The organism is Paenibacillus sp. An7, assembly GCF_009870785.1.
Taxonomy (GTDB): Bacteria; Bacillota; Bacilli; order Paenibacillales; family Paenibacillaceae; genus Paenibacillus.
Genome location: NZ_WTWX01000014.1, coordinates 20,297 through 33,751 on the forward strand (window position 1 = coordinate 20,297; position 13,455 = coordinate 33,751).

8 protein-coding genes are annotated in these 13,455 nt (G+C 41.6%); all 8 read left to right on the top strand.

Features of this window, described 5'->3' with window-relative positions; all coding sequences use genetic code 11:
- Positions 1–209: 209 nt before the first annotated feature.
- The 8 genes from GQY27_RS15175 to lacZ all read left to right on the top strand — a co-directional run bounded on the left by GQY27_RS15175 (position 210) and on the right by lacZ (position 13,329).
- Positions 210–2,246, top strand: coding sequence for an AraC family transcriptional regulator (locus GQY27_RS15175; protein ID WP_236570615.1), 2,037 nt, complete (start codon positions 210–212; stop codon positions 2,244–2,246).
- Between the two features lie 67 nt (positions 2,247–2,313).
- The gene (locus GQY27_RS15180; protein WP_160035898.1) at positions 2,314–3,102 is read left to right on the top strand and encodes an NAD-dependent epimerase/dehydratase family protein; all 789 of its coding nucleotides are present in this window, start codon (positions 2,314–2,316) and stop codon (positions 3,100–3,102) included.
- 181 nt (positions 3,103–3,283) lie between these two features.
- Positions 3,284–4,864, top strand: a complete 1,581-nt coding sequence (locus GQY27_RS15185) for a response regulator transcription factor (protein WP_160035900.1) — start codon at positions 3,284–3,286, stop codon at positions 4,862–4,864.
- Complete coding sequence (locus GQY27_RS15190; RefSeq protein WP_328803007.1) at positions 4,861–6,699, top strand: cache domain-containing sensor histidine kinase; 1,839 nt, start codon at positions 4,861–4,863, stop codon at positions 6,697–6,699. The genes GQY27_RS15185 and GQY27_RS15190 overlap by 4 nt, the downstream gene beginning before the upstream one ends.
- 230 nt (positions 6,700–6,929) lie before the next feature.
- Entirely contained in the window at positions 6,930–8,231 is a 1,302-nt protein-coding gene (locus tag GQY27_RS15195) for an ABC transporter substrate-binding protein (RefSeq protein WP_160035902.1), read from the top strand.
- A gap of 199 nt (positions 8,232–8,430) precedes the next feature.
- Positions 8,431–9,303 carry a carbohydrate ABC transporter permease gene (locus GQY27_RS15200; protein WP_160036033.1) on the top strand — a complete coding sequence of 291 codons (873 nt, stop codon included), beginning with the start codon at positions 8,431–8,433 and terminating at the stop codon, positions 9,301–9,303.
- Positions 9,300–10,124, top strand: coding sequence for a carbohydrate ABC transporter permease (locus GQY27_RS15205; RefSeq protein WP_160035904.1), 825 nt, complete (start codon positions 9,300–9,302; stop codon positions 10,122–10,124). Before GQY27_RS15200 ends, GQY27_RS15205 begins: the two co-directional genes overlap by 4 nt.
- A gap of 139 nt (positions 10,125–10,263) precedes the next feature.
- A complete protein-coding gene (gene lacZ / locus GQY27_RS15210; RefSeq protein WP_160036035.1) occupies positions 10,264–13,329 on the top strand; it encodes a beta-galactosidase, LacZ type in 3,066 nt (1,021 codons plus the stop codon).
- The last annotated feature ends 126 nt before the right edge of the window (positions 13,330–13,455 follow it).

The window sequence follows — 13,455 nt, forward strand, 5'->3', positions numbered from 1 at the left end:
CGGTTATTTTTATCGGTACATTTTCTTATTTAACATCTTACAATGAAATACAGAAAAACGTAAATGAAAGTAAGTTAATGTTAATCATGCAAATTAAATCCAATGTAGAGCAAAAGTTAACGACTGTCAACCAAACACTTAATCAGGTAATTAATTCGTCTTTCATGAAGAAAGCTCTTAATTTAAATATAACTGAAAGCGATTTCATAATGTATAACGACTTGCGTACTGAAATCCGTTATATGCAATCATTCGATACCAAGCTCGAAGATGTCATTCTCATTAATGAGCGTTATAACTGGATGATTAAAAATTCCGGTCTATATAAGTTTGATGAGTACCCTTATCATGATCAGCTGGCGAGCCTGATGGAGCTTCCTGACTCAACCTCTTGGTCTTTGAATCCATCTACATGGTTCTACAGCGAAGAAAATGCCAATAATTCAGCTTGCTCCTACAGCATAGGTCTTGTGAAACAACTCCCTTCAAGAGGACTTGATCCGCATGGGCTGGCAATCGCGAGCATTCCTGCCTGTGATGTGCAGTCCTTGCTGGGTACGAATCATTCCGATCTAAGCGGACTGATGATTGTGAATGAGCAGGGCAAGATTATTTTGCACTCGGATGAATCATTAATCGGCCAGCCTGCGGAGAAAACAGGCATTCAAAGTCTCACGCAATTGAACGGTGCTTCAGGGCAATATAAGTCCCATATTGGGGATGAACCTTTTTCCATAACCTATTATCGTTCTGATTTTAATGACTGGACTTATGTCAGCTATGATTCTATTCAAAGTATGACCAGTGAATCCAAAAAAATTGGAGCGTACACGCTTTATGCCTGTTTACTCATTCTGCTTATTTGCGTCACGATTGCCTGGCTGGGTTCAAAACGGATGTATTCGCCCATTAAATTGCTACTGAAACAATTTGGCCACCGGAGTGTAGATGAGAAGACGAGCAACGAATTTCAACTGATCGGAGAGCAGGTTCATGCTTTATTTCAATCAAAATCGAGATTAGAAGATGAAGTAAGAAAGCAGCTTAAGCAAGTGCGTACCTTTTTTTTAATTCGTGCTTTCCAAGGCAAGGTGAAGGCAAAAGAGCTGCATGACAAGCTAGAGCAGTTTGATTACAGCCGGCAGCTTGAGGAGTGGAAGACAATGTCAGTGCTTACTATACAAATAGGGACACTTGAGCAGACGAGATATGAGAAGCAAGATTTAGAGCTTTTATTATTTGCTGTGCAGAATATGGTGGAAGAGCTTATTCCGGAGGAAGAACAGCTGGCTCCCGTGATGATTGACCATACGGTTGTCACCCTTATTGGCAGCGAGGAGAGTGAAAAGACGGCTTTTCAAGCTAAAATCTATACCGCAACAGAGCAGCTAATGAGTGAGATTACAAGTTACTTAGGCGTGCAGGTCAGCATTGGCATGAGTCTTCCGTTCCATGATATCCGCACCCTTTCCATCGCTTATAAAGAAGGGTTAGAGGCGTTAAAGCATCGCATGACTCTTGGGGACGGCATTATCATTCAATTTGAAAATATTAACTCGGGGAAACCTTATTTAAAACTCAATTATCCCAATCATCTAGAAAACGAGCTGCTGGATGCGGTTAAGCTCGCAAATGCTGAGAAAGCAAAGGATCTGCTCGAACAGCTGCTTAGGCATGTGTTTGCCACGGAGATGTCACCGCAGGAGTACCAGGTTCCGTTATCACGTCTGCTGAATAACCTGCTGATTACGATGCAAGAATCCGGTATTAGCTTGAAGCAGATTTATTATGGAACAGGAACGTTATTTGAGGAATTGCTGGATTGCCATATTGTAGCTGAAATTGAAGATTGGTTCTGGACAGCTGTGATCCATCCGATGATTAAAGTGTTCCGAGATCGTCAGGATGCACAGTATCACAACATATCGGAGAAAATAATTGAGCTTATTCATCGGTATTATGATACCGATCTGACACTGGAAGAATGTGCCTCAAGGCTTCACTACAATGCTAATTACTTAAGCAGTGTGTTTCGAAAAGAAACAAATTACTTTTTCAGTGAATATTTATCTGCTTACCGATTTCAAATTGCGAAGAAGTGGCTGGCCGAAACGGATATTCCCGTAAAAGACATTGCAGCAAAGCTTCGTTACAACAATTCGCAGAATTTTATTCGTTCGTTCCGTAAACAGGAAGGAATAACGCCTGGCCAATACAGACAAAAAATGATGCAAGTCGAAGCCTGACCGTGTGATATGTCTATCGGTTTTTGGTTAATACTTTCTGTGATGACATAATACAGGGGGTATTGGCATGGGACGTGACGCAGAACGTAAAAGAATACTGATTACGGGTGCTGCCGGAAAAATTGGAAGCTGCCTTGCTGCAGGTTTACGAGAGACGAGCAAATACGAAGTAATTGCAACAGATCTAATGGGGGACGAAACGAAGAAGATACTGCCACTCGATGTTACAAATTCAGATCAGTTACTGGAACTTACCAAGGGAGTGGACACAATCCTCCATATTGGATGGGCTAAAGATGAGGAAGACTTCCTTGGTAAAGTACTGCCGTTGAATGTAACGGGAGCGTATTACTTATATGAAGCAGCAAGATGTAATGGGGTAAAGCGAGTTATTTTTTCGAGTTCAAACCACGCCACGGGATTTTATAAAGTAGGGGAAGAAGTCGACGGGAATGACCCCTATCGTCCAGATAGTTTTTATGGACTGAGCAAGTGTTATATCGAACTTCTTGGCAGACTGTATTCGGACAAACACGGAATTTCTTCTATTAATATCCGAATTGGTAATTTCCCAGGTGATAACAAACCGCATTCCGAGCGTGCAGCGCATATATGGATCTCAGAGCGAGATTTAGTACAGCTTGCAGATAAATGCATAGAAGCACCAGAGATACATAAATTTTTAAGTCTATATGGCACTTCTGCCAACACAGATAACTACTATGATATTCGTTACCTTAAACAGCTGATCGGATATGAACCTCAGGATGATGCAGCAGACCTCATGGAACAGTTCGAGCGCCAGGGAGAACAGGTGAGGCAAGATGAGACAGAGTATCAAGGCGGCAATATATAAAAGGGCATCCGGCGTCCCAGAAAAAAGAAGACGAAACAGCAAGTACGCTGATTTCGTCTTTTTTATTCATTTTATGGATTTAAATTGGTTAAATATGGTAAATATAAAACGCATTTATTAATTATCAACGAAAGTGTATAGTAAAAGAAAAAAGAGAATCGGAGTTCAGGGGGGTCAAGGGATGAGATCATTATGCAAGGTTCTAATCGTCGATGACGAGATGCTGGTTAGACAGGGGATCAAACATCTTCTGGACTGGGAACAAGCTGGCTATTCTATTGTTGGGGAAGCTTCGAATGGTTTGGAAGCGCTAGAATTGGTAGAAGAGTTACAACCTCACATTGTGATTACAGATATCGTGATGCCTATTATGGATGGCGAGAAGCTCGTAAGGTTGGTAAAAGAGCGCTATCCTGCTATCGAGGTTATCGTGCTGAGCAGCTTTAGCGAATTCGATTATGTACGTTCTACGTTTCAGAACGGAGTAGCTGACTATATTTTAAAACCTAAACTTGAGGCGGAATATTTGCTCTCTATTTTACATAAAACAGCAGCTAAAATAGAAGGACTGGGGGCACCGGTAAAAGAAGAACGATCGGAAGAGACACAGATCGTGCAAGCAATCGATAAGATGCTCTCCGGTTATGAGGCAGAGATCACAACGGAAATCATCTGCCGCCGGTTCCCTTATCCAGAGTTTCTTCTACTGGGTGTAAATCTGAATCCCGTAAAAGATAAATTAGAGAAGAGACAGATCGAAAAAATTGTGAATCAGTATCTTCATGATTTACGATCAGAATCAGAGCAAACAGAGTACATGAAGCTAGAATCCGTTCCAGGCACGCTGCTCTATTTACTCAATGCGAGTGATCCCTGGACTGATCGTATAGAGCAGCTGATACAGAATCTTTCCCGTATTCCTCAGCAGCATGAGCAAATAGAAAGCCTGCATTTTATTATTAGTGATCGATTTGAAGATTTCTGCCAATTGGGCAACGTCTACACTAAACAATATGAGAGATTGAAACGTTACTCATTTTATTTACCGACGTATCCCGTTCTTGAAGCAGACCATTTACCTGCTTTACCTGCTAGGGCGCCAGAGATAGATATGGCAGAGCTGATTGAAGGATTAAAACGTAAACAATTCCAAAAGTCTTTTTCATCTTTCCTCGAACATATACATGAGAAATCATTAGATTATGAGACGGATGTATTTGAATTTAAATCTCTGCTTGGCAATTTTATTTTTAATGTTACAAACACACTAAGTAAACTGAAATTTGAAACCGAGCCACTTGAAAAGAAAAAATATGATTATTTCAGACAAATTGATCAGGCTGTGTACGCTCGCGATGCAATCCAGTTTATTGAGAATTTTATTCAAGAAGCGGAAAGCATTACGAGAGAGACGGACACTTCAACGAATCCGAGCTTTTATCGTCTGCTAAACTATATACAGGAGCATTATGCGGAGCCGATTACCCTAACGGAAGTGGCAAAGAAATTTCATTTTAACGCATCTTATCTATCCAGTTATTTCTCTGCTAACAATAATGAAGGTTTCAGTGAATATGTAAACAAGGTGCGAGTTGAGAAAGCAAAAGAAATGCTGGTAGCAACAGAAGAGTCAATCTCTGAAATTAGTGACCGCGTAGGTTATTCTGATCAGAGTTATTTTACAAAAGTTTTTAAGAAGATGACCGGGGTATCACCAAGTCAGTATCGTAAAGAACAGGTGCAGGAGAACCAAAACATATGATGAGGGGAGAGCTTGCAAATTTGAACAAGAAAAGTTTGTTTGTAAAGCTGTTTTTAGTCACCTTAATCAGTATAATTACGGTCTCGTTGTTATCTGTTGCGATTACCATTCGCATGTCTGAGAATTTATTTCTTAAGACCTTCAGTATTACGAATGAGAAGTTACTAGGACAGGTTAAATCCGATCTTGAAGCATACAATAATGCGGTTGCAACGAGTGCTACCTTAGTTGCTCAAAGCAGTGGTGTCCGTAAATATCTGTCGAGCAGTGAGACAGACTCCGTATCTTTATCCATGCAAACCTATGCGATGACACAGCGGATTAAGACGATAATATCGAACCTAAGTGCTTATGATGTAGGTGTAACACTTGTTGGAGCCAACGGGCGAAGTTATACGACAGATCCTTGGTATTGGACGGTTACGGTAGATGAATTAAACAATCATGAGATAACAAAACGAACAAAAGCGAATCCGCGAGAGATTCTGTATCAGCTTTATTATGATCGAGATCAGGGAGGTACAGAACAAAAACCTGTGCTCGTTGCCTCTAAAGCTTTATATGAACAGTATACTGGGAAAATTTATGGAACACTGTATATCACGTTTCGTAATCAGGATTTCCAGTCTTTTTATGAGAATTTCACAAGTGAAGGCAACGATGTGCTGCTGATGAGTTCACAGGGACAAATTATCTCCAGTAATCGAAGTGAGTTGATCGGGCAGCAGGTTCCTTCTCTGTTGCATGCTGTAGGTACGCAAGAAAAGAGTGAACTCGGCAGTAAAAGCCTTTCTTTTGAGGGAAGCGAGATTACGGTATTAACAGAGTATTTACCGGAATTTGATTTTTATCTGGTGAACCTCTTAGACCGAGAAACAGCGATGGGTAATATGGTCAATGTAAAAACAATGACACTTATGATCATGTCCATTGTTTTACTATCACTAATTATTGTTTATCTCATTACTAGGAAAATGACAAAGTCCATGAGAGAGCTTGTCTATCATATGTCACAGATTCCAACGAGTGGATTTAATCAGCGTGTTGATGTATCCAAAAGCGGATATGAGGTGGAGGAGCTGGGCAATGCTTTTAACTATGTACTTGACGAATTAAATGTGTATGTAGATCGATTGGTAGAGACTCAGAAAGAGCAGCGGAAAGCCGAACTTGCAGCGCTCGAAATGCAGATTAATCCGCATTTTCTATATAATACGTTGGCTTCTGTTAAATTTCTTGTACAACAAGGAAATAAAGAAAAGGCTGCTGATACGATTAATGCCTTAATTACCTTGCTGCAAAATACCGTCAGCAATGTACAGAGTGCCGTTACGGTCCGCCAAGAACTGGATACACTAAAAAATTATGTGTTTATCAATCATGTAAGATATGGTGATCGAATTCGAGTCAATTATTTCATAGAACCAGAGAGTATGGACTACCAAATTCCTAAACTTATTTTGCAGCCGTTTATTGAAAATGCTTTTTTTCATGCGTTCAACCATAAAGAAGAGGGAACAATTCTGATTATGATTTCGGTTCAGGATGATCACTTGGTCTGTGAAGTAAATGACAACGGAGACGGAATGGACATCGATTCAGCTGAAACGACGGATGCAAAAATATTACCGAAGACAAAGAGGAATCGAAAGTTATTTTCTGGGATTGGGATACAGAATGTGGACCATAGGCTCAGATTCATGTATGGGGACAGCTATGGAGTTGATATTAGCAGCGTCATCGGTGAGGGGACTCGCATTAAGATTACCATACCTCTTTTAAAACAGGAGGATGAAGACGAGAAAAGTAGACAAACAGTGGAGAGTAAGACTTAAAATGGTTTGAAAAATATGGAATTAATCTAAATAAAAAGCCAAAATCTAAAAATAGTACATGTGTAGAGCAGTGAATTGAGCAATGGAACTAAGAAAAGCACCAAAGCTAACAAATATAGTCCTAAAGAAACCGCATACATGGGTGATAAGATGGAAGCATAGAAAGTAAACGCTTCCATCTTATTTATTTTTAAATCTATTTTTTATTCAGCCTTGAGGGGGTTATTTCATTGAGAAACAAATTACCAAAAGTACTTTCCGTATTGTTAGCTAGTGCGCTTGTCCTATCTGCTTGTTCTACGGGGTCAAGTGGGGAATCTAGTGAAGGATCAAGTAGCGACACAAAAGAGATTACAGTCTGGGCATGGGATCCGGCGTTTAACATTGCAGCGATGAACAAAGCGAAAGAAGCTTATGCAAAGACGAATCCTGATCTTAAGATTAACGTTGTAGAGAACGCACAAGCGGATGTTGTACAGAAACTGAACACAGGTCTTAACTCTGGGTCTACGAAAGGTCTTCCGAACATCGTACTGATTGAGGATTACCGGGCACAAAGCTTCCTGCAGTCCTATCCGGATTCTTTCTTTGAAATGACTGATGTCATTGATGTAGCGAATTTTGCAGATTATAAAGTGGGACCTACCAGCGTAGATGGCAAACAGTATGGAGTTCCTTTTGATTCTGGCGCTACTGGATTGTATGTAAGAACCGATTACTTGGAGGAAGCAGGATATACGCTTGACGACCTGCAAGATATTGATTGGGACAAATATATTGAAATCGGTAAAGAAGTAAAAGAAAAAACAGGTAAAGCTATGCTGACACAAGATCCGAATGACCTCGGGATCACTCGTCTGATGGTTCAATCTGCGGGTTCTTGGTATACCACCGAAGATGGTGAAACGCCAAACATTGCAAATAACCCAGCAATGAAAGCTGCTTTTGAAACCTATAAGAAGATGATGGACTCTGGTATTGTTAAAGTCGTTTCTGACTGGAGTCAAATGGTTGGTGCACTTAACAGCGGAGAAGTAGCAAGTAATCCAACGGGTAACTGGATAACACCATCGATCAAGGCGGAAGCTTCTCAGTCCGGAAAATGGGCAGTAGCACCAACTCCGAAATTGGCAGGTGTAGAAGGTTCTGTGAACGCATCTAACCTTGGCGGCAGCTCTTGGTATGTTCTAGATGTAGACGGTAAAGAAGCTGCAGCAGAATTCTTGGCTGCAACTTTCGGTAGCGATGTAGATCTGTACCAAACTTTGAATAAAGAAGTAGGAGTAATCGGTACGTTCAAACCAGCTTCCGAGGGTGAAGCTTATAAAGCAGAAGATGAGTATTTCCAAGGGCAAAAAGTGGTATCTGACTTTGCTGCTTGGACAGAACAAATTCCTAACGTGAATTATGGTCTAAATACGTACGCAGTCGAGGATATCTTGGTTGTTGCCATGCAAAGCTATCTAGGCGGTAAAGATATTGATTCTGTACTTACGGATGCGCAATCTCAAGCAGACACTCAAATTCGTTAATTCATGAATGAATAGGGGCCCTTGTTCCTTCTGCTTCTCCTTTAGAGAAAACTCTATGGATGGAGGAAAAGGGCAAGGGTCCTTTTTAAGAAGAAAAAGAGAGAGAAACAAAAAAACATACTTTAGAAAACAGTAGAGAAGGGTGTGGAGTGGTGTGAAAACTGCGAAGAGCGCGGCGAGTACCGGAAGTCCTAAGGGCATGGGCAGTCAGAGACGTATCAATATAACAGGCTGGTTATTTATTCTCGTACCGGTTCTTGCAATCAGTTTGTTCTATTTTTATCCAATGGTTCAGGCACTGATTCTTTCCTTTAAATCAGGCCGGGGGATGAATCTTGATTTTGTAGGATTCGATAACTATCTTCGTCTGTTCCAGGACAGTAACTTTATTACCGCAGTAAAAAACACATTTATTTATCTCATCGTACAAGTTCCTGTCATGCTGGTCCTGGCGATCTTTATTGCCGTTCTACTTAATGATGATAACTTGAAATTTAAAGGGTTCTTTAGAACTGCAATTTTCTTACCTACCGTTACGTCACTTGTAGCATACTCCGTTGTATTTAAATACATGTTTGGCGGAGATGGCATTGTTAACAAGATGCTCATGAATTTCCATCTTATATCTGATCCAATCCAATGGATTTCTGATCCTTTCTGGGCAAAAGTTACGATTATCATTGCGATTACTTGGCGTTTTACAGGCTATAACATGATTTTCTATCTTTCTTCTTTGCAAAATATCGACAAATCAGTATATGAAGCAGCTCGAATTGACGGGGCAAATGCTTTTACTCAATTCTTTAAAATTACGATTCCTCTTCTAAAACCGATGATCTTATTTACGACGATTACATCGACGATTGGTACCCTGCAGTTATTTGATGAAGTTGTGAACATTACGAAAGGCGGACCAGGTAACTCAACCATGTCGATTTCACAGTATATTTATAACTTATCATTTGAGTACACACCAGACTTTGGATATGCAGCAACTGTTTCTTACTCGATCGTGATTATGGTCATCATACTGACACTCATTCAGAACAAAATTGGGGGCGATAAAAAATGAGTAAACCGAAGAAATTTTTTACGTATGCATTTCTTATCCTTGCTACCCTAATTTCGATCTTTCCATTCTTGTGGATGATCACAAGTTCGACGAATTTGTCAGTAGAGGTTACGAAGGGTAGACTTCTTCCGGGAGCACATCTGATCGATAATGTAAGGAACCTATTTAATAGTGTAGATATGTGGCAGGCACTTTGGAACTCAGCCAAAATATCTATTGTAACAACGATTCTTTCTTTACTCGTTGCATCCGCAGCAGGTTACGGATTCGAGATTTATCGCAGCCGTGCCAAAGATATTGTGTTCAACATTTTGCTCGCATCCATGATGATTCCTTTTGCAGCAATTATGGTGCCGCTGTACCAAATGTTCGCAAAGGTATCAAGTGTGATTCCGTTTCTCGGTATCGATACCGCATCGGCTGTTATTTTACCAACATTCACTACGGCATTCTTGATCTTTTTCTTCCGTCAAAGTTCCAAGATGTTTCCTAGAGACTTACTGGAAGCAGGGCGTATGGATGGACTGACTGAAATTGGACTCTTCTTTAAGATTTACATGCCGACAATGAAATCAACATATGCAGCAGCTGCCATCATTACATTCCTTAGCAGCTGGAATAACTATCTGTGGCCGCTCATCGTCTTGCAGTCGCCTGAGAATATGACAGTACCACTCTTGATTTCTAACCTTGGATCAGGATATGCACCGGATTATGGAATGATTATGTCCGCGATTGTCATCACTACGCTGCCAACTGCACTTGTATTCTTTGTAATGCAAAAACACTTTGTAGCAGGAATGACAGGGTCCGTTAAGTAATTTAAATAGTAATCGAATCTGTTGCATGCATTATGAAATGGATTCAAGCTTGGCAGGAAAGGCTGTCTTGGCATCAGTTGAGAGCAAGTAGAGACTGATGTCAGGCAGTCCTTTCCCATATAGAAATGGAGGATGAATGATGAAACAAGTAATGGAGCAAAAAGCAAATCCGAGCACAGCATGGTTGTCCGATGTAAGCGTATTCGCTGTAGGCAGAGTGCCTGCGCATTCCGATCATAAGTATTATGCTACAGCCGAAGAGGCACAGCAGCGCGGAGAGATGTCACTTCGACACAGCCTGAACGGAAGCTGGAAATTTAGTTATGCTGCTTCGCCGGCAGCACGCCAAGCAGGCTTTTATAAGAAAGAAGTCTCTTGCCGAGGCTGGGCTCAGATTGAAGTTCCTGGACATATTCAGCTGCAAGGGTACGGAAACCCGCAGTATGTAAATACGATGTATCCATGGGATGGACACGAGAATCTTAGACCGCCTATGATTTCAGAAGACCATAATCCAGTTGGCAGCTATGTAAAATATTTTAATGTACCGGAAGGATGGGAAGGCCGTCCGCTCTATGTTTCTTTTCAAGGGGTTGAAACGGCTTTCTATGTATGGCTGAATGGGGAGTTTGTCGGTTACAGTGAAGACAGCTTTACGCCAAGTGAGTTTGATCTTACACCCTATGTAACGGATGGAGAGAACAAGCTGGCTGTTGAGGTGTATCAACGCAGCACAGGCAGCTGGCTGGAGGACCAAGATTTCTGGCGTTTCTCAGGGATCTTCCGGGAAGTATATCTGTACACCACTCCAGAAATACATGTTCAAGATCTATTTGTAAAGACAGATCTGGATGAAAAGTATGAAGCGGGTACACTTCTTGCCGATCTGCAGCTAACAGGCAAGTCAGCTTCAAAAATGGTACTTGTACTAAAAGATGCGGAAAATAAAGTGATTGCAGAGCAGACGGTAGTATCTCCCGAAGACAATCCCTCGGTTCGTCTGGCAGCCGGAAATGTAAATCTATGGAGTGCAGAAGCGCCGTACTTATATACTCTTTATATCTCTTTATATAATGAGGCAGGAGAACTTGTCGAAGTGGTACCTCAAAAAGTAGGCTTCCGTAAATTTGAGATGATAGACAAAGTAATGCATCTAAACGGAAAGCGTATTATTTTCAAAGGGGTAAATAGACATGAATTCAATGTCCGTCAAGGACGGAATATTACGAAAGAAGATATGCTATGGGATATCAAAGCAATTAAGCAAGGGAATATGAACGCGGTTCGTACCTCCCACTATCCGAACCAGACGCTCTGGTATGAACTATGTGATGAGTATGGGATATACGTCATTGATGAAATGAATCTGGAAACCCACGGATCATGGCAGAAGATGGGGGAAGTTGAGCCATCTTGGAACATACCAGGAAACAATATGGAATGGGAAGATATCGTCATGGATCGTGCGATTTCGATGGTAGAACGGGATAAAAACCATCCTTCCATCCTCATATGGTCATGTGGTAACGAATCCTACGCTGGGGACGTCATTCTGAATGTATCGGATTATTTCCGGGAGAAAGACAACACTCGTCTCGTACACTATGAAGGAGTATTCTACGACCGGAATTATGACAGAACGAGTGACATGGAGAGCCGGATGTATGCGAAGGTAGCAGATATTGAAGAGTATCTAAATGACAATCCAGGTAAACCGTATATCAGCTGTGAATATATGCACGCGATGGGGAACTCTTTAGGCGGTATCCATAAATACACGGAACTTGAACAGAAGTATCCAATGTATCAAGGTGGTTTTATCTGGGATTACATGGATCAGGTTCTGATTAAAAAAGATCGTTATGGCAAGGAATTTATGGCCTACGGCGGTGACTTTGACGATCGTTCTACGGATTACAACTTCTCCGGTAATGGGATTGTATATGCAGACCGCCGCTGGTCTCCAAAGATGCAGGAAGTGAAATTCGTGTATCAGAATGTGAAGCTTACACCAAGCCTTACAGGAGTAACGATTCGAAATGAGAATCTATTTGTCAGCACGGATGCTTATGAACTCGTATACACGCTGAACAAAGAAGGAAAGCAGTTGTTCACAGGAAGAATGGACGTTCATGTGGCTGCGGGAGAAGAGAAAGAGATTGCGTATACTTTGCCGGAAGTGAGTGGTCAGCCTGGCGAGTATAGCGTAGATTGCTCCCTCGTGCTCAAGGAAGAAACGCTATGGGCTGAAGCAGGGTATGAAGTGTGCTTTGGACAGCATGTGTTCCTTGTGGAAGAAGCTAAAGGAAATTCTTCTGCAAAAGGCTCTGCGCTATCCAATGATTTCCGCGTGGTAGAAGGAGATGTCAATATCGGCGTACACGGCCGTGACTTCTCGATCATGTTCTCTAAACAGGCCGGAACGCTCATCTCGGTGAACTACGGAGGTCGTGAGATGATCTCGGCACCGCCGGCTCCGCTCTTCTGGAGAGCGATGACGGATAACGATAAAGGAGCAGGGTTCCACTTTGATTCTTCTGCTTGGTATGCAGCAAGTCTTACTCGCCGGACACTAAGCTTTGAATTAGCAGAATCAGAAGGACAAGCAACGATCACGTATACCTATAAGCTGAGTGTTCATGAAGATGTAAGGGTGAAGGTAGCCTATACCGTATTTACAGACGGAAGTATTCAGGTGGATTCCTCGTATAAAGGGGTGTCTGGATTACCGAAATTCCCAATCTTCGCATTGTCCTTTAAAGTGCCAGCAGATTATGCGAATCTGGATTGGTATGCAAAAGGACCAGAAGAGAACTATGCAGACCGTGCGGAGGGAGCGAGACTCACACGTTTCAAAAACCGTGCCGAAGACAATGTCTCTGCTTATCTCGTTCCGCAAGAATCAGGTAATCGTATGGGAGTACGTCAGGTTGCGATTACGAATGATACTGGAAAAGGAATTCTGATTACGGCTCCGGCAACTCAGCCAGTCGAAGCAGTAATATCGCCGTACACGGCGTTTGAACTGGAACAAGCAACCCATCATTATGAACTGCCAAATGTGCATCATACCGTAGTTACGATTGCGGGCTGCCAAATGGGTGTAGGCGGAGATGACAGCTGGGGAGCGCCTGTGCTAGACGAATTTACAATTGATCCATCAGGTGAATTGTCTTTCCAATTCACAATTCGAAATCAGGGTTAATTTTATAAGTAACGGTGTTTTAGTATAAGCAAATAGAGCCTTTCTCAGGATAAGAGAAAGGCTCTTTTTTGATTGCTGTACATATGAGATGAATTAAGCAAACATCTTCTAACCGCTAAGAACAGT